This is a genomic window from Desulfonatronum thiosulfatophilum, assembly GCF_900104215.1.
Taxonomy (GTDB): Bacteria; Desulfobacterota; Desulfovibrionia; order Desulfovibrionales; family Desulfonatronaceae; genus Desulfonatronum; species Desulfonatronum thiosulfatophilum.
Window position 1 is genome coordinate 51,614 of the sequence record NZ_FMXO01000020.1, and the last position, 20,397, is coordinate 72,010.

The window sequence follows — 20,397 nt, forward strand, 5'->3', positions numbered from 1 at the left end:
AGGTGCAAATACTGATCCTGGTTTTCCGGTCTCCCGTTTTTTGCCAATTGCCTTCTGTCAAGTGCGGATCATTTTCGCACCCGACACTGATATAACGAACGAACAACAGCCAACCAATGTAAGCATGAGGGGAGGAAGCAATGAAGAACATTCGGCTCGGGGTTAAACTTGTCGGCGGATTTGCCATAGTGGCATTGATCGTTTTTATCGTGGGCGCTTTCGGATGGTGGGGCGCGAAGAATCTGACGGGTCATATCGAGGAGGTGGGCACGGTCCAGTTACCCAGCATCCAGACCCTAATGAACATCGAAAAGGAATATGAATCCCTGCGCGTGGCCCAGCGCACACTGCTGGTGCCGGGATTGGCCCCGGCGGATATGCAGCGGCAGTTCGACATCCTGATCCGCCAGCGCGGCGACATCGCGAAACTACGCGAGGAATTCGAAGCGCTCCCAGCCACGGCCGAGGAAACGGCCTTGTGGCGCCAGACAACGACTGCACTGGATGCCTGGCGGACAGTCAACGACCGCTTCGTCGAAATGGCCAGGGAGTTGCAACGCACCGGCATCAGCAATCCGGCCAACCTGCGGGCGAACCTGCAGCAGTTTCGCGGTGACCACTATGCCTTAATAAGTAATGTGAATGCGCTGATCACCCGCGGGGTGCAGTTCGACGGCGGGGACGATCCCACAGCCTGCAACTTCGGCCGCTGGCTGGCCAACTTCCGCACCGAAAACCCCCGTCTGCTGGAAATCCTGCGGCGCATGCCCGCAACGCACAACCCGTTTCACAGCTCCATCGGGAACATCAAGCAAACGATCCGCGCAGGCGACATCGAGACCGCCAACCAAATCCTGGCCAATGAGACCATACCCATGGCCGACGAAACATTTGCCCGCTTCTACGAGCTGATCGCCATCGCCCAGGAAGCGGAATCCATTTTTGACAACATGACCCAGACGGCCATGGTCGAAGTGCGGGAGCGGCAAGCGGAAGCCCTCAGGCTGCTGACCCAGGTCCTGGAGTTAAACGAACGCTCCACCGAAGAGTCTGTATCCGCTGCCCAGACTGATGCGGCCCAGGCCCAGGTCGTGGCCATCGCCGGCATTATCATCGGAGTCATCCTGGCACTGGCTCTGGGCATCATCTTGACCCGGGCCATCACTAACCCGGTTTCCAGGGGCGTACGCTTCTCCGAAGACCTTTCCGCGGGTGAACTGGACGCGCATTTGGAAGTTGATCAGAAGGACGAGATCGGCGTTCTGGGTAAGGCCATGCAGGAAATGCAGACAAAACTGCGTCAGATCGTCGGCGAGGTGAAATCGGCCTCGGAAAATGTGGCCTCCGGCAGCGAGGAGTTGTCCGCCTCCGCGGAACAGATGTCCCAGGGCGCCACGGAGCAGGCCGCGGCCGTGGAGGAAGTTTCTTCCAGCATGGAGCAGATGACAGCCAACATTCGCCAGAACGCGGACAACGCAGCCCAGACGGAAAAGATCGCCCTGAAGGCGGCCCAGGATGCTCAGGAAGGCGGCAAGGCCGTGTCCCAGACCGTGACGGCCATGAAACAGATCGCCGAAAAGATTTCCATTATCGAGGAAATCGCCCGCCAGACCAATCTCCTGGCCCTAAACGCGGCCATCGAGGCGGCTCGGGCCGGGGACGCGGGCAAGGGCTTTGCCGTGGTGGCCGCAGAAGTGCGCAAGCTGGCTGAGCGCAGCGGTTCCGCGGCCTCGGAAATCAGCGAGCTGTCCGCATCCAGCGTAGAGGTGGCGGAGCAGGCCGGAGAGATGCTGGTCAAGATCGTGCCGGACATCCAGCGAACGGCCGAACTGATCCAGGAAATCAACGCCGCCAGCCGGGAGCAGAGCATCGGCGTGGAGCAGATCAACAAGGCCATCCAGCAACTGGATCAGGTCATCCAGCAGAACGCCTCGGCCGCCGAGGAAATGGCCTCCACGTCCGAGGAACTTTCCAGCCAGGCCGAGGAACTCCAGGCCACCATGGCTTTCTTCAAGATGGGCGGCGATTCCGGGGTTGCCTCCCGCCGCATCCAGAAACCGCGCAGGACCGGAAACATGCTCGCCGGCTCACGTGCGGCGATTGCGGCCAAGCCCGCAAAACCGGCCAAGTCCCAGGGATTTGCCTTGGATATGGGCAAGGAAGACGACGAATTCGAGAAGTTCTAGAAGTTCAGGGACCTTCTCGCACAAACGGAATTCGGGGGCGGTTCACGCCAACCTTCGCGTCGGAGACGGCGTGAACCGCCCCCGCACATTCCGGGATCGTTGAAAACCGCTACCGCTGCACCCTAAAGCCGGAGAGGCAACATGAATGAAAAATTCAGTACGACGTTGAACCAGTACCTGACCTTCACCCTGGACAAGGAACTCTATGCCATGGACATCGCCAAGGTCCGGGAGGTTCTGGAATACACGGACATCACGCGGGTCCCGCGCACGCCGGATTTTCTGCGGGGGGTAATTAATGTCCGGGGCCGAGCCGTGCCCGTGGTGGACATGCGGCTCAAGTTCGGCATGACCAGAACCGAAGAGACCGTGAATACCTGCATCATCATCGTGGAAGTGGATGTGGACGGCGAAAACACCATCCTGGGCGCTCTGGCCGACTCGGTCCAGGAAGTCTTCGACCTGGAACCGGATCAGATAGAACCGGCCCCCCGCCTGGGCACCCGCATCAAGACCGAATTCATCGAGGGCATGGGTAAGAACGGGGAGCAATTCATCATCATCCTGAACATCGACAAGATCTTTTCCGCCGAGGAACTGGCCATCGTCAAGGACGTGGAGGAAACGGCCTGATTCTTCCACCATCCGCATCAAAGCCATCGCGGGCGAAGCATTCATGCTTCGCCCGCTTCTCACGATCCTACTTCACGTAAATCTTCACCAGATTGGTGGCCGTGCGCTCCTGACGGGGTTTGGGCTGTCCCGCGGTGATCACCACAGCCTCGCCGGTGGCGAATTCCCGGCAGCTGTCCACGAAATATTCCGTCCTGTCCAGGTGATCCGAAAGCTGTTCCTTGACCGGGTACGGCAGCACTCCTTTGGAAAAGTTCAGAAACTGACGGACCAGGGGGTCTGTGCTCAGGGCATACAAGGGCTGCTCGGGCCGGCAGGCACTGAGATGGCGGATGGTGGCTCCGGACATGCTGTGGGCCACCAGAGCCCGGACGTTGGCCTTCTCCGCCAACAGACAGGCGGCATAGGCCAGAAACCAGGCCGGATCGCTCTGATCCCTGGGAGCAATCGGCCCCGGATTGTGCCGGGCGGCAAATTTCTCCGCTTCGTTTCCTATCTGGATCATCTGCTGCACTGTTGCCAAGGGATAATTACCAATGGCCGATTCTTCGGACAGCATCACGCAATCCGTTCCATCCAGGATGGCATTGGCCACGTCCGTGATCTCGGCCCGGGTCGGCACGGGATTCTCCACCATGGACAACAGCATCTGGGTGGCCACGATCACCGGTTTTCCCGCCTGATTGCAGGCCTTAATGATCTCTTTCTGCAGCCCGGGCAGAGAAGCCAGGGGACATTCCAGCCCCAAATCGCCCCTGGCGACCATGATCCCGTCCGCCAGCTTGAGGATTTCCTGCAGGTTCTCCACGGCGTTCAGGCGCTCCAACTTGGCGATCACCGGCACCCGGTGTCCGAGGCGTTCCATTTCGTTGATCAGAGATTCAACGTCCTGGGCATTCTGCACGAATGACAGGGCTACGACATTTACGCCCAGTTCCAGTCCATAGGCCAGGTCCTGACGGTCCTTCGGAGTGAAAGCGGGCAGCGGGCTGACCTTGCCGGGAAAGGCCACGCCTTTCTTCGACGCAAGCAAACCGGAATTGTGCGCCTTGAGCCGCACGGCATGGGCATCGATCTTCTCCGTCACGTGAAATTGCAACCCGCCGTCGCTGAGGGTTACGGTATCTCCGGCCGCGAGCACCTCCAGCATCTCCGGATGGTCCAAATCGATCCAGCGCGCATTTTCTTCTTTCAGACTGGACTCATAATCATTTTTCCTTCCGGGAAGCCCCATGATCAATTGGTCGTCCTTGTAGACATCCCAGGGCGCCTCCGGGATTTCGCCGATCCGGATCTTGGGGCCGGAAAGGTCCTGCATCAGGCTTAACGAGAGATCCAGTTCCGCTTCCAGCGCCTTGAGCCGACCGATCACCTTTTCAAAATAGGCCCGGTCCCCATGGGAGGAATTGAGCCGGAAAATCCGCACCCCCTGCTCGACCATCTTGCGCAACATATCTTCGCTGTCGATGGCCGGACCGACAGTGACCACAATTTTCGTCTTCATGGAACACCCTCCTGATTGTTACTTCCAAGGTTATTCATCCCCGTTTCCAAACAGATCGTCGATACGATCCTCAAGCTCTCGCAGCTTCTGCGCATCCGCGATGCTTTCATCCAGAACATGCACGCTCACCGTGTCGTATTGCAGGTCAACGCCAGCCGTACCGGGCAACAGACTGACCACCCACACAAAGAAAACCCGAGCCGGTTCCGATTCCAGTCTCAAGATATGAGTAATCACCACAGGCTTCAGGTCCATCCGCGGCCGCAGGGCTCTGTAGGCCACATCCAGGCCGCCCAGAAGGGATTGATGTAAAAAATACGGCCCGAAACGAATCAGGGCGCTGAAACGCCAGTTCCATGCGCCCGGAGGAATCATGCGCAGACTCAGAACCGAAGCCGACAAAATAGCAATGATCCCCAATCCGGAAAGCGGCGAACCGCCCTGGGTGAGCACCCACCAGAGCAGACCAAAGACGGCGACCCTGAAAAGCAAGGTCCGAGGGTCCATGAACCGGGAACGTTTCTCATTCCTTCCATGCGGCAAAGTCACATCATCCCCCACCATGCCAGCACCGTAAAGCCCAGCAGCAAGGCCACAAAAAGCAGGCCCACCGTATGCCAGTACAGAAGCCGTCGTTCCAGCATGTCCGGGATCGTGCGCATCCACTGGCTCTGCAGCAGTCGGTCCGACCAGGTCACCAGGTTGATCGAACCGCAGGAGGGATCGCACAGCGGACCGGCCCGCCATGCCCGGAGCACACGAACCAGGGCGCTGTCCGTCGCGGCCAGGACCAGATCGTCCAGCCCACGCCTTTCCACGCCGCCCTTGTTCAAGCGCACGAATGCCGCCGCGGCCGTCATGCCCAGCGCGATGGGCCATATACCATCCCAGATGCTCAACCAGCTTACCGTGAATGCGGCCGGGCCCTCCGGAAATGCCGTGTTCAGAAGAGGCGCCGCGATCAACAGCAACACGGCCACGGCCCCCCATGAACCCAGCATCCCGATTCCAGCGGATTTTCCGCCTTGGGCCATGGTTTCCCGAACCCGCCAGACCAGAACCGCCAGCAGGAGCATCGTTCCCACCGCGGTCACGAAAAGCATGGCCGTAAAATACCCGCTCCAGGCTTGCGGCAGATAGCCCACGCCCTCCTTCAGGGACTGCTTGACCAGGGACCCGCCGGTAAACGGCAGCCCCGCCAGAATAAGCCCGGCCAGCGTCAAGCCCGCCAGGACCACGGGCGCCTGCCGTGAGCTTCGGGCGGTGGACTTGGCCACGCCGACCCCCAGAAAAAGCGAGGCCTTGGCCAGCCCATGGACCAGGACAAAGAGCAGCAACCCGGAAATCAACGACTCGGCTTCGGAAGCGCCGGGCAACAAGGCAAAGCCGAAAGCCATGGTCATCAGCCCCATCTGGCTCACGCTGGAATAGGCCAGAATGGTTTTCGGATCATGCCGGGTCAATCCGGACGCCACGCCGTACACCGCCGCGATCAGGCCCAGCAATGCCAGGGTCATGCCCCAATGACTCAACCCCGCGCCAAGGGGAAAGAACTGCATCCAGCCCAGCAGTCCGGCCTTGATCATCACCCCGCTGAGCACGGCACTGGCCGCGGTGGGCGCTGCGGGATGGGCCAGGGGCAGCCAGATGTGCAGCCCGATGATCCCGGCCTTGATGCCGAAGCCGATGAAGACCAAGGTAAAAATCAGCCCTGCGTGATCATGGGCTGCCAGATTCGCGGAAATATCGCCGAAAAGAAGGCTCTGTCCGGCAACTCCGGCATAATATAATCCCGAGGCCAGAATCACTTCACCGATTACGGCCATGGTCAGATAGACCCGTCCGGCATACAGGGCCGTGGGAGTCCGGTCATGAATGATCAGTCCATAGGCGGCAAAGCTCATTAAGGCAAAGAAAACATAAAAGGAAGCCAGGTCCTGGGCCACGGTCAACCCCAGATTGCCGCACAGAGTCAGCAGGAAAAACAACGCGAAGCGGACTTGTTGCGAGCCGCTCCCGGCTGAGGATCCGGCAAAGACTCCGGCCGCCGTCCAGAGCAGAGCGGCGAGGAGCAGAAACACCTGTCCGTACGGACCAAAATGCAGGGACGTTCCCAGAAACAAGGCCGGTAAAAAGCCGGGGTCCATGCCGCCGCCCCAGAACGCCAATGCCAGCGCGGGCAAAGGAGCGATCCACACCCCATGGCGGGCAATCATCCCGCGAATGGGTGCAATGCCGAGCAAGAGAGCCAGGACCAACGGAAAAAGCACCGCAACGAGCCAGATCACGGCTGGTCCCCCCTGCCGACGACAATTTGCTGCGCCACGCCCAGAGGGCTCCATTCCCAACCGGCAAAAACCCCAGCTCCAAGAGACATCAGGGCCGTGATCAGGGTCGGGACAAGGAGCAGCCAGGGCGCTTCCATGCCGGCCCACGGTTTCCGGGCAGGATCTCGAACCGTTTTCACATCACCGTCCGTGCCTTCATCCGTATCCGGGGCGACAAACCAGGCCCGATGCAGGATGGGCAGAAAATAGGCGGCATTGAGCAGGCTGCTGACCACCAGAATCAGGACTACCCAGTCCTGGCCGGCCTGAATCCCGCCCTGTGCCAGGTACCACTTGCTGACAAAGCCGGCCATGGGCGGCACGCCGATCATTCCCAGGCTGGCGATGGTGAACATGGCCATGGTCAGGGGCATGGTCCGGCCCAGACCGTTCATCTGGTCGATCCGGCTGATGCCCCGGGATTCTTTAAAGATGCCGGCGCAGAAGAACAGGGTGATCTTCATGATTCCCTGGTGCACGAGATGGGCGAGTCCGCCCACCGTGGCCAGCGGCCCCGCCACCACCGCTCCCAGGGCGATGTAGGAAACCTGGCTGACCGTGGAATAGGCCAGCCGCCGTTTGAGGTCGTTCTGCATCAGGGCCCGCACGGACCCGAAAATAATCGTGGCCGCCACCACCATGGCCAAGGGGTCGAGCACCTGCAATTGGGCCGCGAAATCCTTGCCGTACACGTCCTGGACCACGCGGAGCACCCCGAAAGCGCCTGCCTTGACCACGGCCACGGCATGGAGCAGCGCGCTCACCGGCGCGGGCGCGACCATGGCCTCGGGCAGCCAGCCGTGCAGCGGAACAAAGGCGGTTTTCACCGCCAAGCCGATGATCAGCAGCACGAAAATGACCCGCAGGTGCCATGGGCCGATATGCTCCATGGCCGACAATGTGCCGCCGGAAACGAAATCCAGGGGACCGGCAAGCAGCTGCAACCAGACCACGCCGATGAACAGCAGGGCACCGGCGCTCATGGCGTACCAGAGATAGGTTCTTCCCGCTGCCAGAGCCTGGGGCGTGCCCTGGTGGACCACCAGGGGATAGGTGACCAGGGTCAGGAATTCGTAGAAAATGAAAAAAGTGATCAGGTTGCCGGCCAGGGCCACCCCGGTGGAGGCGGTCACGCAAAGGCTGAAAAAGCCGAAGAAGCGGCTCCGGTTGCGCGAGCCTTCCAGATAGCCCACGGCATAGAGGGTGGTCAGGAACCAGAGATTGCTGGACAGGGAGACAAAGGCCAGGGACAGCAGATCCACCTGAAGCAAAAAATCGAAATCCAATCCCATGGTGAAGCGAACTTCGTACACTTCTTCATGGACCAGCACCCCCCAGGCCATCACGAAGACCGCCACGACCTTCACCGTGGCGCCGGCCATGTTCAGGGTCGTGCGCCACCCAGAACGTTCCCCCGGCAGCAGGAAAATGATCAACCCGGTGAACAGGGAGCTGCACAGAACGATCAACGGCAGCCAGGAGGTCATGGTCATGGACGCCCTCCAGGAATATCCGGAAAGGCCATATCAACACCCTGAGGCAGCATGGCGATCACCTCCTCCGCCCGAAAGCCGAACAAGGCGCAGAGCACGGCCAGGGTCAGGGCGACCAGGGTCATGACCATGGGCACGGGCTTGAGATCCATGGGGCGGCTCGTGGAGGGAACGAAGGTGAAGGACAGAATCTTGAAGACGTAGGACGCGGTGAGCAGTCCGCCCAGGGCGATGACCACGACCCACCACCATTGCCCGCTGGCCAGGGAAGCCTTGAGAAGCATCCACTTGGCCACGAAGCCGGCGCTGGGCGGCAACCCCATCAGACTGACCCCGGCCACGGCCAAGGTAAAGGTGATCACCGGCAATCGACCGGCAATATCACGCATGGCCCGCAGATCGTCCGTGCCCATGGCCAGCACCAGGCAGCCCGCGGCCAGGAACAGGGCCGCCTTGGCCAGACCGTGGGAAAAGACGTGAAACATCATGCCGGTCCAGGCTATGGAAGCCCAGGCCTCGCTTCCGTGGGTCCCCCCCGGGATGAGAGCGAAAAGCAAGAACAGATATCCCAGTTGCCCCACCGTGGAATAGGCGATGAGCATTTTCAAGCTCGTCTGGCGCACGGCCTGCAGGGATCCCCAAAGCACGGCCACGGCTCCCATCAGGCCGATCAACTGGCCGGTGGCAGGAACGAGAATCTCCGGAAAAATCACGAACCAGATCCGCAGGAGCAAAAAAAAAGCTGCCTTGGTCACCATTGCCGACAAAATGGCGCTTACCGGTGCCGGTGCGCTGGAATGAGCCGGAGGCAGCCAGAAGTGAAAGGGCAGCAACGCCCCCTTGATCAGCAGACCGAAGGTCATCAGCCCGAATGCCGCAAGTACGGGCAAGGAAGGTGTCATGGTCTCGGCGAGGAGAAAGAAATCGAGGCGGCCGATCTGGGCATACAGCAGAGCCACGCCCAGCAGGTACATCAGGGAGGCGAACATGGTGGCCAGCAGGTAACGCAATCCGGCCGTCAGCGAAGCCCTGGTGCCGGAAAGCACGGTCAGCCCCACGGCCGCGATGCCGACAATCTCCAGCAGAACATAGGCGTTGAAGATGTCGGAACTGAGATAGAGACCGTTCAGCCCTCCCCAGAGCAGCAGCCATATCGGCCAGAAGTACGGCCGCATCCGTCCCTGACCATGACGTCGGTCAGGGTGATCCGGAGAGTCATGACCGAAGAAGCTCATTGCATACACCCCGACCAGCACTCCGACCATGGCCGTGAGGAGCATGAACAACGCTCCGATGCCGTCCAGATACAACCCGATGCCCAGGGGCGCGGCCCATCCTCCCAGTTCAACCCGGACGAATCCGTGTTCCCAGACACTCATCACCAGGTTGATGCACACGCCGAACACGGCCAGGGAAGCCGCCAAACCCGCCCAGGCGACGGCCCGCCCCCGAAGCAGCAGGCAAACCATCGCCCCGAGAAAAGGAGTCCAGATCGCCCAGACCAGGTGCGTCATGGCTCGTCCCCGTCCCGGTCGGAGCGCCCTGACGGTGCGTCATCCTCGGGGCGATGGATCCGCCGCACCAGGGCCAGGGCGAGGCCGGTGGCGCTGATGGCCACGACGATTCCCGTGAGCACCATGGCCTGCGGCACGGGGTCGGCGAACTTCCCCTGGTTGCGATAGGCCGTGCTGATCAACAGCAGAAACACGCCGCCGGCAATGACGTTCAGGGCCATGATCTGGCGCAACAGATGCCGCCGGACGATCAATCCGTACAGCCCCATTCCCACCAGGAGGACGGCAACGACGGAGTAAAGGAGAAACGTGGTCATTGCATGCCGGATTCCTGTGTTTGGTTCAGTAACTCCCATCTGGATTCCCGCCTTCGCGGGAATGACAAGCTAGATACAGTGTGCCATTCCCAAGTCATTCCCGCGAAGGCGGGAATCCAGGTCATGCTTGCCACGAATTCTTGAGCAAGTACGCTTCCCGCCATCGACCGAGTCCGCCGCCATTTGCTCTCCAGCCGAAATCTATTGCATTGCGGCCTCGTCACGGCTTTCTGCGTTGCGTTTGTCCCTGCCCCCGGACAAGACGTGAACCACCAGGGACGCCAGGGTCACGCCGATGGAAACCGTGGCCGCGGATTCCAGGACAAGAATGAGCGGTTTGGCCCATTGTATCGGGAACTCCAGGGGCTGAAGCCGGGGCGCGAAGCTGGTCGCGGCGGCCAGGAGCAGCACCGCGCTGAATCCGACAATCACGAAGGACAGCAAGGCTCCGCGGGAAAGCGTGTTCACGGAAGGCAATCCGGTCAGCCGGAGCAGGACGAGCCCGGCGGCCAGGACAACCCCGGCCTGGAATGCTCCTCCCGGCGAATGCTCGCCCAACCACAGCAGCTGGACCGAAACGAGCAGGACAATCGGCGTCAGCAGGCTGACCAGCCAGCGCAGCACGGGATTGGAGGTCGCCCGGGCCTGCATGCGCAACTCCCGGCGGCCGTACACGGCCAGCACCGCAACCAGGGCCAGGATCAGCACGCCCAGTTCCAGCCAGGTGTCGTACAGCCGAAAATTGAGCAGCACCGCGGTCACCGGATGCTCCACCCCGCTGTCTTGCATGGCCTGCGCCGCCCAATCGGTCAGGCCGCTCTTATCCGCGGGCAACTGCACCACCGTCAGGACCAGCAGCAAGGTCAGCAGGCCGACAAAGCCCGCGGCAAGGAGATAGTGCATTCGACCCGGACATGACGCATCCTGATCCAGGCGGCACGGCAAGGCCTGGGATTGTTCAGAGAACAGATCATGTTCTCCCGGTCGGAACTGGTTCCGGTTATCGTCCATATCGCCATGATTGTGATTGTCATGGCGTTGACTGTCGCGATGTCGGTTCGGCTCGATCCCCTTGAACGTCCCGAAGAGAAGCACCCCGGCCAAACCGGCGCCCACCGCGGCCTCGGCCAGGGCGATGTCCGGGGCCTGCAGGCGAATCCAGGCCAGGGAAAGAAAAAGACCGAAGGAAACGAACAGCACCGTGGCCTGAAACAGATCCGACGCCAGCAGAAGCCGCCGACTGACCATCAGCAGGGCCCCCACCAGGAGCACGTCGAAAATCAGCATCAAGGTCATGTCCGCCCTTCCCTTTTCTTGCGCATGATGCTCTGTCCGATCAGAAAGCAGATGCTCGAACTGGCCGCCAGGGCCAACAGCCAAATCAATATGATTTTCAGGGATTCGCTGAGCGAGTCGCCGGTGAGCACCAGGGCCAGGGCAATCAGGCCCAGACCCAGGTTGTCCGCCTTGGTCAGGGCGTGAATCCGGCTCAGGGAATCCGGAAACCGCAGCAAGCCCACGGTGCCGGCCAGAAAAAAGAAGGCCCCGGCCACGCACAGGCCGCCGGAAAGTATCTGCAGAACGGTTGAGGCCATGTTCTAGTCTCCGCGTGCAGTGCGCCGATCGTCCTTTTCGACGTCGCCGTTGTCGATATCGCCGCGCACGAAAGCCACCACGGCCAGCACGGCCAGCAAGGCGAAGACCAGGGCGGCGTTGCGAATGGCCGGAACATCGAAGGCCGCGGCCAGGAGCAGCAGGATGGCCACGCCCGTGGTGCCGAAGAGTTGCACCGCCACCACCCGGTCCTCCTGTTCCGGACCGCGGAAAACCCGGACCAGTCCGACAAGCATGGTTGCGAGCAGAAAACAGGCAACCCCCAGGTAAAAACTCGGCATCAGCTATTCGCTCCCGTCATTTTTGTCCGTTACTCCGGCTTCTGCTTTCCTTCCTTGTAACCTTGGGAGAATGCGGCCTTGGCCTTTGAAAAACTCTCGGACCAGGTCTCCCAGGATTGCTCAAGTCCCTGTTTCAATCCCTCCCAGGAGGATTCTCCCGCTTCCTGCAATGCCGCGATCTTGTCTTCAACTTCATTGCGTTTGGTGCGCAATTCCTCCAGTCGGCGATGATATTCCAGTTTTGCTTCAGCCTTGACCAGGTCTGCCTGGGCCTCCAGCTTGTCGATCTCGGCATTCCAGACATCAATTTTGGCTTTCAATCCCTGAACATACGCTTCTCTTTTCTCATTCATGCTTCTTCCTTTTCGGCTTTGCCGGAACCTTGTTCCGACGTTAAAATGAAAATAATTATTTAGCCGCGCTTGACCAGTAATGGATCTGCCGCCTCCTGGATCAGTCGTCGGTCTCCTTGCGGAATTCGCGCACTGTATTCACCCAGGTCTCGTTCATTACGTGATAGGCATCCATGAACCCCTTGCGCATCTGTTCCCAGGCGCCTTCGGATGATTGCTTCAGGCTTCCGTACTTCTCAGCCAGGACAACCCGTTGCCGACGCAACTCCCGCATGGCCTGCCGGGAGCGCTCCCGGGCCGATTCGCTCATCTCGTCCCAGTTTTCTTCAATGGTATTCTCCAGGGCTTCCATACGCCGGTCCAATGACTCCAGGGCGGGTTGGGCCTGCTGCACGGCCTTGTCCCGCTGTTCCGAGCCATATTTTCTCAATACATCTCCCAACTCCCGCATCTCTCGGCGCACATCCTCGAACGACGCCTCATCCGGCCCGGCATCGGCCCAGGCGGTTGGAGCAACCAAGGCCAATCCCAAGGCAACCCATAAAAACAATGTCCCACACAAAATTCGTCGCAATCCCATATTAACCCCTCTTTGCAAGGTTCAAACTATCAAACATCGCAATCGAAATCGAAATCGAAATCGAAATCGAAATCGAAATCGAAATCAATTATCAATTCAGGTGTTGCTGCCAAGTCAACATATATCACAACTTATATCGAATAATGCCGTTTCATCCACTTCTGCCCGTAGCACCTCTGTTTCGATTGCGATTGCGATTTCGATAAGAAGTGCGGTTCGAGCGTTGATCAGGCTGGGACGATCATGGTCATCCCACGCGCATCTGGGCCAGGGAGGCAATTGCATCGCCGTCGCTGATGTCCGGCTTGATGTTCAGTTCCAGGGTGGTCACGCCGTTGAGATCGATATAAATGTTCTCGGTTTCATAGTGCATGCCGCTGGGACTGAAGTTCCACTGCTGGCGGACGATGTCCTTGTAGGTTTGCCCGTTGTCCGGGGACCAGCGCAGCACGAATTCGTGGGTGCGCTCCACCTGGGCCTCCTCGAAATGGATCCAGATCCGGCGTATGGTCCGGGGTTCGGCAAACATGATCCGGATGGTCTGTTCACCCGGTTGGCCCGCGCGCCATCCGGATGGATTTCCCGGCAAAAGGGCGTGCTCGATAGGATGATTCGGATCCTCGGAGCTGATTTCCACCTCCGCCGCTGTCTCCAGGTCCATCCAGTCGCCCTCCGGCCCGCTGTCCGCTTCCACATTGGTTGGGACTATTCGTTTCTTCATCAGCTATCACTCCTTTGCCCATTCAAGGGGTTGATTGATTAAACCAGCGTCTTGCCATTCTGAAATATGGAGTCCATCATTCGGTTTCGATGCCCCAAACGTGATCCTCGCTTCTACTCTTTGCGCTTCCCGGACATGGCCTCGCTATAGCCTTTCTTCAAAGCTTCCCAGGAGGTATCGATTCCTTTCCTGAATTCCGCCCATGCCGGTTCACCGGCCTTTTGCAGCGCGGCGATCTTTTCCTCCACCTCCTTGCGCTTGGTGCGCAACATCTTGATCTGATCGGCGTATTCGATCTCCTTTTCCTCCTTGACCAGTCTGGCCTTGGCCGTCAGCCTGTCGATGTCGATATTCCACTCATCGAGTTTCGCCTTCAACATTCGAATATACTCATCCCGCTTATCCAGCACGCCATTACTCCTTTCAAGCAGTTAATTCTAAATTGCGTTCGATTTACAACGTATCCAGTTCATACTCGAAATCGTAATCGTAATCGGAATCGAAATCGCAATCGAAAAACAATAAATCATGAAACTATGCGATTCCGATTTCGATTTCGATTGCGATTTCGAGTACTGACAAATATGCCAAGTTGAACCAAACATCTTGTTCAGCATCGTCCATCACCGATGCCACAATACCGTCATCTTGACCTGCCGACAAAAATAAGTCAATTTGTATGGCATGTTGGCACACAGAGCCACAAACAGTTTGATGGCGCAATATTGCTTCAAACATAACAGTGACGTTAGTCGCGCTGAACGAACAGTATATGTCCCGATTCATCATGCCCCACCAAATGCACGCCTTCCATGGCGACTACCGCCACGTCGGCGTGGAAATGGAGATGGGCGGACTGCAGCTCTCGGAAATCGCCCGGGCCGTAACGGACGTCTTCGGTGGTACGGCGATCTCTAGAAGTTCGTTCGAGATCGACATCGAGAATGCACGGCACGGGTCATTTCGCGTGGAGCTCGACGCCAGCCTGCTCAAGGACCACGAGTACCGGCGCTACCTGGCCCTGATCGGCATCGATCAGGACGACCCTCAAACCCAACACCGCATCGACGATCTCCTCGTCAGGCTGGCCGGAACCGTTGTTCCCAGCGAAGTGATCGCTCCCCCTGTTCGCATCGCGGCTCTGGAGGAAATGGACAACCTGCGGCTTTGCCTGCATCAGGCCGGAGCCAAGGGCACGCGCGCGGCATTGGTCTATGCCTTTGCCGTGCAGTTCAACGTGGAGGCGGCCGAACTGAAGGCCGGTTATCTGCTGGACATTCTGCGGGCCTTTGTTCTGCTGTATGAAAGTGGGTCCACGCAAGAACGAATCGACATCTCGCGCAAGATTCTGCCCTTCATTCGCGCTTTCCCCGGAGACTACGTGCGCGCCATTCTGGCGGAGAACTACAACCCGGACATGACGGAACTGATCCGGGACTACCTGCGGCACAACGCCACGCGCAACCGACCGCTGGACATGCTTCCGCTGTTCGCCCACCTCAACCGTGACCAGGTCATGGCCGCGGATGTGGAAACCCACCTGATCAAACCCCGTCCTACGTTCCACTATCGCCTGCCCAACTGCCGGATCGACGAGCCGGACTGGTCCCTGGCCCAGCCCTGGAACGACTGGGTTCTGGTGGAGCATCTGGCCGCGGACAAGGAGCGACTGCGCGAACACAGCCGGGCATATCTTGAAAATCCCCTGGAGGTGGTTGCGGCAAGGATCGATGACTGGGCGGACAAAGTGAGGAAATGGATAAAAAAATGAACAAAACCCGCCCCCTGATCGGCATTACCGGCCCGGATCATGGCGGCCTGGCCGCCTGGTGGTTCACCCGCTTGGCAGTGTTTCGAGCCGGCGGGCACAGCGTGCGGATCACGCCGCAACGGCCCGCGTCCATCGACCGGCTGGACGGTCTGATTATCGGTGGAGGCGCTGACGTGGCCCCGGATCTGTATGGCGAGGAACTCCTGCCGCCCACGGAGGAAATGGCCGTGGGCGAACGGGGCTGGTTTCGCCGCGCTCTGGCCGTATTGGCCTTCCCGCTCATGTTCCTGGCCCGCCGGCTCCTAACCACCCGCAATCCTGGTTTGAACACGGAGCGTGATGAACTGGAGCAGAACCTGCTCCGAAAGGCCCTGGACCGGAACCTGCCGGTGCTGGGCATCTGTCGGGGAGCGCAACTGATCAACGTGACAGCGGGCGGGAGCCTGCATCAGCATCTGGCGGGATTCTACCAGGAAACGCCGAACATCCGCAGCCTGCTGCCGCGCAAAACCGTTCAGGTGGCAGACGGCTCCCGTCTGGCCCTGATCCTGAAATGCGCCGTTTGCCGCGTCAACGCCCTGCACGACCAGGCCATCGACCGACTTGGCGCCGCCGTGCGCGTGGTCGCTTCGGAAGCCAACGGCGTGGTTCAGGCCGTTGAACTGACCGACAAGGACTTTGTGATCGGGGTCCAGTGGCATCCGGAATACCTGCCCCACCACCGCCGCCACCAGCGCCTGTTCCGGGCCCTGGTGGATAAGGCGAGGCAAAATCCGTCTCCCAACTGATCGAACCCTTTCCCTACCGCACCGTATGCAGAAAATGCAGGTGCTTCTCGTACTGGTCCACCACATCCGTGATGATCTGGTCCTTGGTCCAGCCCATCAGGTCGTAGTCCTGCCCGCCCTCGCTGAGGTGCACTTCCGCCCGATAGAATCGCAGCTGCTCGTCGCGGCGTTTCCTGGTGTCGCGCATGGCGAACGCCGGCGGGCTGTAGATTCGAGGCCGAACGGAGTAGAAGAAATCGATCTCGGCTCCATGGAGCACCTCCAGCCAGACTCGGCCGTCCTCGCCCTCCTCCGCCCGGACCGTGATATTGCGTCGCAGAAATTCGTCCGCAACCTCCAGAAGCGCCGGCTTGGCCGTATTATGAATGAATTCCAGAACCTCGTTCTTGGTGGGATTGTGCAGCAACGCGGCCAGACGCTTCTGCCAGGATATGGGCTTGCCGCCGACCTGGGGCATCAGCACGGCGCTGCGCAGGCTGGTCCGTTTGGCTCCCTCAAGACGCAAGGCCCGCAACAATCCCCAGCACATCAAGAGCATGATCGCCGTGAACGGCAGGGCGCCGGCAATGGAAGCGGTCTGCAACGCGCCCAGTCCGCCTGCCAGCAGCAAGGCCGCGGCCACAAGGCCTTCGCTCAGTGCCCAGAAGATGCGCTGCCAGACCGGAGCGTCCTCTTCCCCGCCCGAGGCGAGCATGTCGATGACCAGGGAACCGGAGTCCGACGAGGTCACGAAGAACGTGACCACCAGGATCGTTGCGATCAGGGACATCAGGGTGGACAGCGGCAGGTGCTCGAAAAACTCGAACAGGGCCATGGTCGTGTCTGCGGCCACGGCTGTGCCCAGTTCGGTGATGCCCTGGACCATGATCATGTGCAGGGCCGTGTTTCCGAAAAACGTCATCCACATGAAAGTGAACCCCACCGGCACCAGCAGTACGCCCAGCACGAATTCCCGGATGGTCCGGCCCCGGGAGACCCGGGCGATGAACATGCCCACGAACGGCGCCCAGGCGATCCACCATCCCCAGTAGAACAGGGTCCAGCCGCCGATCCAGCCCGTGGGTTCGTAGGCGTACATGTTGAACGTCTTGGAGACGATGTCCGAGGCATAGGCCCCGATGTTCTGGGTCAGGGCCTGAAGCAGATAGACCGTGGGGCCGGTGATCAGGACGAACGCCAGCAGGCCCACGGCCAGAATCATGTTCAATTCCGAAATCCGGCGAATGCCGCCGTCCAGTCCAAGGACCACGGATACGGTGGCGATAATGGTTATTCCCGTGATCAGGGCGATCTGCACGCCGATGGTATTGGGAACGCCGAACAGGTATTCCAGGCCGGAATTGACCTGCATGGCGCCGAATCCCAGGGACGTGGCCACGCCGAACATGGTGCCCAGGATGGCGAAGATGTCCACGGCATGACCGATGGGACCATGGATGCGCTCGCCGATCAAAGGATAGAACGCGGAACGGATGGTCAGGGGCAGGTCGTGGCGATAGGAGAAATAGGCCAGGGAAATGGCGATCACCGCATAGATGGCCCAGGCATGAACGCCCCAGTGGAAGAAGGTGATCTTCATGGCCTCCCGGGCCGCCGCCACGGTTGCCGGCTCCCCCACTGGAGGCGTCATGTAATGCATCACCGGCTCGGCAACGCCGAAAAACATCAGGCCGATGCCCATGCCCGCTGAAAAAAGCATGGCGAACCATGAAAGATAGCTGTACCCCGGTTCGCTGTGATCCGGGCCGAGCTTGATCCGTCCGTAGCCGGACAGGGCCAGAAGGACCACGAAGATCAGAAAGACGGCAACGGAGAGCACGTAGAACCAGCCCGCGGCATGAACGATCCACCCTTGCACGCTGCCGAACACCGTCCCGGCCCGTTCCGGAGCAATCATGGCGAAGACGACAAAGAACAGGATCAACCCTGCCGCACCGAAAAAGACCGGCGGATTGATCTGGACTCGGGGCTTTGTTTCGGGAATCTCAGGTGTGGCGTTCATCGGCTTTCCTCCTTGGCTGACGTCGTCCGGTCCGAAACCACCGCTTCCTCCCTGCGGACGATGCCGCGCAGCAGCCTGCCCAGGATGTCCGAACCGGTGATGACGTGCTTTTCCTCCCCCCAATAGAGAATGATGTCCCTGTCCACCACGTCGTCGTCCGGACGTTCGGCATGAACCTTCAGCCTGGGGATGACCGAACCCAGGCTGGTCATGGGGTCGCGCACGATGATGGGCCGATGGCAGTGGACCAGGGGATTGAACTGGCGCGGATTGAAAAAGGCTTCCCGCAGGAAACCGCTCGCATCCACAGCCAGCCGGGGTTCGCCTTCCAGATCCACAAGGATGACCCAGGTCTTTTTCGAACTCTGAAGCAGTTTCAGGAAGGGATCGGACCTGGAAGGCTTGATCCGCGGAAAAACCGGCATCTCGCCCTCGAACTTCATGGTCAGGATGCTGCGCGGGTCCACCACCTCCCCTTCGGCGGCCACGGGCAGATCGTCCAGGGCCAGGAAGTTCAAACTGCCCTTGCCTTCAACCTTGTCGATCTCCGTGGAAGCGGAGTTCATGTGCATCTTGATCAGTTCCCGCAGGTCCTGTTCCCGAAAAAAGCCGATGCCCTCCGGCCCCAGCCACCTGTCCAGGATCAATGCCGTGGGTTTGGCCACGGGATACAGGACGATCTGGTACAGCCGAATCACCGGTGCCAGCAAGGAACCCATCTTCAGGGCGTTTCGCGAAAAATACGCCTGGGGCATGATTTCTCCGCAGATGGTGATCAGCACCGTGGAGAACAGGAATGCAGCCACCCCGGCGAGCACGGAGTTGGAGAGCAGAGCCAGAAGCACGTTCACTCCCACGTTGGCCCACAGGATGGTCACCAGCAGGAGGTTGGAATCCCGGCGCAGAGCCAGAATCCGTCGGGCATGGGGGTTGTTCCGGAAAGCCTCCATCTCCAGGTGCAGCTTGCTCACCGAAAAAAAGGCCAAATTCAGGCCGGAAAGCATGGCGGATTGCGTCAGACAGGCAAGAATCCCGATCCAGGTCAGAAGAGTCATGGAATTGAGGTTAAATCACGGCGGGATATGGAGCAACAGGCAAAACCAAGCCCGCTTCGCGGATAATCAGAATACGTCCTGGAAGAGTGCCACGATTGGCTCTTGGCACCGGGAAGAGAGTTCGGATCGTGGAAAAGGAAGTGGTTTTACTCGTGGTCATCAGCAGAAATGGCGTCTCAGCGCAAAGCCACTCCCCACCATCACCCAGAGTTTTCCGCGGCTGTCAGCTTTGCGCTTGGCTCTTCTTGTTCGCGCCAAGCGGCTCAATACTTCACGATCCCGCTTTCTGGTCTTGGAAGCCTTCGCGGACAATTCGCGACTGTCCGGTTTGCAGGTCCAGATCATAGATGTTGAAGTTGGTGCGCATGTCCAGCCCCTCGTAGTGGACGGCAAAGTTCAGGGAGGCCGAGCCTTCATCTCCGCTGGTAATCCGATGAAAGACTAACCGCGGCCAGACAAGCATGGCCGGACCGTCAAAAAGAACACTGCCATCCTGGTGAAGAATCCGGCTGGAGGTGACGGTAAAGCTGTGCATGCCGTGATCCCGCAGATAGATGTCCACATGGCGGGTACCATGAAGCACGATCAAGTTGTCGTCCTGGGAAGGATGCATGTACCAGGGGCGGGCCACATCGCCCACCGGTCCCGGAGAAACCGCGCTTTGGGCATGGATGACCCGGTCAATGGCATCGATGCGCGGCAGAAACTCCATGGGCACGTTGTCGAAAAAAACTCCGGGCGTGCGACGAAGCTGTTTCAAGGGTATGATCCGATAAAAATCTGGAATTTCTGCAAATACTGATGATTTCGACATGGAGTTCCTCTTGCTATCATTAGGCAGTTTAGGCATGAGCTGATACCTGGAATGTCGTCAACAGGGAACGTCCGCTCACGGAAAGTGGAAACTCTTCGAGGTAAAGCTCTGTTGCCTCTCGAAGATTATTCAGTGCTTCCTCAACGGTTTCACCTTGCGTTGTCGTGCCGGTTTCCGGGTTCACGGCCACATAACCACCTTCGGGAGCGGGGGTCAGTACGGCTGATAGTTCCATGATATTCTCCTCTGGATGTGGGGGGGAGCGAATGCCTGAGCTCAACCGCACCTAATATAAGCGTGGTTGGAGCGCTTTGTTGGGCATGATGAAGTATGCACGTTTTCGTATGCAGCTACAAGCCCAGCACTTTGTGACCTTCAGGATTGTTTCTATTCCAGGTGTTTTGTTCTTCGAAATATCCCTGGGAGTGGCTCCAATTTAATCGT

General features: G+C 59.5%; 22 protein-coding genes. 4 read left to right on the forward strand and 18 right to left on the reverse strand.

Annotation, left to right across the window (positions count from 1 at the left end):
- Window positions 1-140: 140 nt before the first annotated feature.
- Both BLP93_RS15210 and BLP93_RS15215 read left to right on the forward strand, forming a co-directional pair.
- The gene (locus BLP93_RS15210) at window positions 141-2,186 is read left to right on the forward strand and encodes a methyl-accepting chemotaxis protein (RefSeq protein WP_092123541.1); all 2,046 of its coding nucleotides are present in this window, start codon (window positions 141-143) and stop codon (window positions 2,184-2,186) included.
- A 141-nt stretch (window positions 2,187-2,327) separates the two neighbouring features.
- The gene (locus BLP93_RS15215; RefSeq protein WP_092123543.1) at window positions 2,328-2,819 is read left to right on the forward strand and encodes a chemotaxis protein CheW; all 492 of its coding nucleotides are present in this window, start codon (window positions 2,328-2,330) and stop codon (window positions 2,817-2,819) included.
- Between the two features lie 67 nt (window positions 2,820-2,886).
- Here BLP93_RS15215 and pyk read toward each other — a convergent pair whose 3' ends face one another.
- The 14 genes from pyk to BLP93_RS16780 all read right to left on the reverse strand — a co-directional run bounded on the left by pyk (window position 2,887) and on the right by BLP93_RS16780 (window position 14,261).
- Complete coding sequence (pyk, locus tag BLP93_RS15220) at window positions 2,887-4,323, reverse strand: pyruvate kinase (protein WP_092123545.1); 1,437 nt, start codon at window positions 4,321-4,323, stop codon at window positions 2,887-2,889.
- A 30-nt stretch (window positions 4,324-4,353) separates the two neighbouring features.
- Window positions 4,354-4,830, reverse strand: a complete 477-nt coding sequence (locus BLP93_RS17060; RefSeq protein ID WP_161946365.1) for a Na+/H+ antiporter subunit E — start codon at window positions 4,828-4,830, stop codon at window positions 4,354-4,356.
- 38 nt (window positions 4,831-4,868) lie between these two features.
- Entirely contained in the window at window positions 4,869-6,611 is a 1,743-nt protein-coding gene (locus BLP93_RS15230) for a complex I subunit 5 family protein (RefSeq protein WP_161946366.1), read from the reverse strand.
- Window positions 6,608-8,143, reverse strand: a complete 1,536-nt coding sequence (locus tag BLP93_RS15235) for a complex I subunit 5 family protein (RefSeq protein WP_092123549.1) — start codon at window positions 8,141-8,143, stop codon at window positions 6,608-6,610. The genes BLP93_RS15230 and BLP93_RS15235 overlap by 4 nt, the downstream gene beginning before the upstream one ends.
- Window positions 8,140-9,657: a complex I subunit 5 family protein gene (locus BLP93_RS15240; protein ID WP_092123551.1), complete on the reverse strand. Its 1,518-nt coding sequence runs from the start codon at window positions 9,655-9,657 to the stop codon at window positions 8,140-8,142. Before BLP93_RS15240 ends, BLP93_RS15235 begins: the two co-directional genes overlap by 4 nt.
- The gene (locus BLP93_RS15245; RefSeq protein WP_092123553.1) at window positions 9,654-9,974 is read right to left on the reverse strand and encodes a sodium:proton antiporter; all 321 of its coding nucleotides are present in this window, start codon (window positions 9,972-9,974) and stop codon (window positions 9,654-9,656) included. Before BLP93_RS15245 ends, BLP93_RS15240 begins: the two co-directional genes overlap by 4 nt.
- Before the next feature lie 201 nt (window positions 9,975-10,175).
- The gene (locus BLP93_RS15250; protein ID WP_092123555.1) at window positions 10,176-11,270 is read right to left on the reverse strand and encodes a hydrogenase subunit MbhD domain-containing protein; all 1,095 of its coding nucleotides are present in this window, start codon (window positions 11,268-11,270) and stop codon (window positions 10,176-10,178) included.
- Window positions 11,267-11,569 carry a cation:proton antiporter gene (locus BLP93_RS15255; protein ID WP_092123557.1) on the reverse strand — a complete coding sequence of 101 codons (303 nt, stop codon included), beginning with the start codon at window positions 11,567-11,569 and terminating at the stop codon, window positions 11,267-11,269. The genes BLP93_RS15250 and BLP93_RS15255 overlap by 4 nt, the downstream gene beginning before the upstream one ends.
- 3 nt (window positions 11,570-11,572) lie before the next feature.
- Complete coding sequence (locus BLP93_RS15260) at window positions 11,573-11,869, reverse strand: MrpF/PhaF family protein (RefSeq protein ID WP_092123559.1); 297 nt, start codon at window positions 11,867-11,869, stop codon at window positions 11,573-11,575.
- A gap of 29 nt (window positions 11,870-11,898) precedes the next feature.
- Window positions 11,899-12,222: a sll1863 family stress response protein gene (locus BLP93_RS15265; RefSeq protein ID WP_092123561.1), complete on the reverse strand. Its 324-nt coding sequence runs from the start codon at window positions 12,220-12,222 to the stop codon at window positions 11,899-11,901.
- 100 nt (window positions 12,223-12,322) lie between these two features.
- On the reverse strand, window positions 12,323-12,802 hold the full coding sequence (locus BLP93_RS15270; RefSeq protein ID WP_092123563.1) for a sll1863 family stress response protein: 480 nt from the start codon (window positions 12,800-12,802) through the stop codon (window positions 12,323-12,325).
- Window positions 12,803-13,049: 247 nt separating this feature from the next.
- Window positions 13,050-13,523 carry a discoidin domain-containing protein gene (locus tag BLP93_RS15275; RefSeq protein WP_092123565.1) on the reverse strand — a complete coding sequence of 158 codons (474 nt, stop codon included), beginning with the start codon at window positions 13,521-13,523 and terminating at the stop codon, window positions 13,050-13,052.
- Between the two features lie 113 nt (window positions 13,524-13,636).
- Window positions 13,637-13,933, reverse strand: coding sequence for a sll1863 family stress response protein (locus BLP93_RS15280; protein ID WP_092123567.1), 297 nt, complete (start codon window positions 13,931-13,933; stop codon window positions 13,637-13,639).
- A gap of 124 nt (window positions 13,934-14,057) precedes the next feature.
- On the reverse strand, window positions 14,058-14,261 hold the full coding sequence (locus BLP93_RS16780; RefSeq protein ID WP_139163030.1) for a hypothetical protein: 204 nt from the start codon (window positions 14,259-14,261) through the stop codon (window positions 14,058-14,060).
- A gap of 34 nt (window positions 14,262-14,295) precedes the next feature.
- Here BLP93_RS16780 and BLP93_RS15285 point away from each other — a divergent pair, with 34 nt between their 5' ends.
- Both BLP93_RS15285 and BLP93_RS15290 read left to right on the forward strand, forming a co-directional pair.
- Entirely contained in the window at window positions 14,296-15,294 is a 999-nt protein-coding gene (locus tag BLP93_RS15285) for an amidoligase family protein (protein ID WP_092123568.1), read from the forward strand.
- On the forward strand, window positions 15,291-16,082 hold the full coding sequence (locus BLP93_RS15290) for a gamma-glutamyl-gamma-aminobutyrate hydrolase family protein (protein ID WP_092123570.1): 792 nt from the start codon (window positions 15,291-15,293) through the stop codon (window positions 16,080-16,082). The genes BLP93_RS15285 and BLP93_RS15290 overlap by 4 nt, the downstream gene beginning before the upstream one ends.
- A gap of 13 nt (window positions 16,083-16,095) precedes the next feature.
- On the opposite strand, the gene BLP93_RS15295 is transcribed toward BLP93_RS15290, so the two are convergent.
- From BLP93_RS15295 to BLP93_RS15310, 4 genes are all read right to left on the reverse strand, one after another.
- A complete protein-coding gene (locus tag BLP93_RS15295) occupies window positions 16,096-18,084 on the reverse strand; it encodes a BCCT family transporter (protein WP_092123572.1) in 1,989 nt (662 codons plus the stop codon).
- Entirely contained in the window at window positions 18,081-19,139 is a 1,059-nt protein-coding gene (locus BLP93_RS15300) for a DUF21 domain-containing protein (RefSeq protein WP_092123574.1), read from the reverse strand. The genes BLP93_RS15295 and BLP93_RS15300 overlap by 4 nt, the downstream gene beginning before the upstream one ends.
- A gap of 271 nt (window positions 19,140-19,410) precedes the next feature.
- Window positions 19,411-19,899 (reverse strand): hypothetical protein, encoded by a 489-nt coding sequence (locus tag BLP93_RS15305; protein ID WP_244148785.1) that lies wholly within the window; start codon window positions 19,897-19,899, stop codon window positions 19,411-19,413.
- A gap of 82 nt (window positions 19,900-19,981) precedes the next feature.
- Window positions 19,982-20,188 carry a HicB family protein gene (locus BLP93_RS15310; protein WP_092123578.1) on the reverse strand — a complete coding sequence of 69 codons (207 nt, stop codon included), beginning with the start codon at window positions 20,186-20,188 and terminating at the stop codon, window positions 19,982-19,984.
- Window positions 20,189-20,397 lie beyond the last annotated feature (209 nt).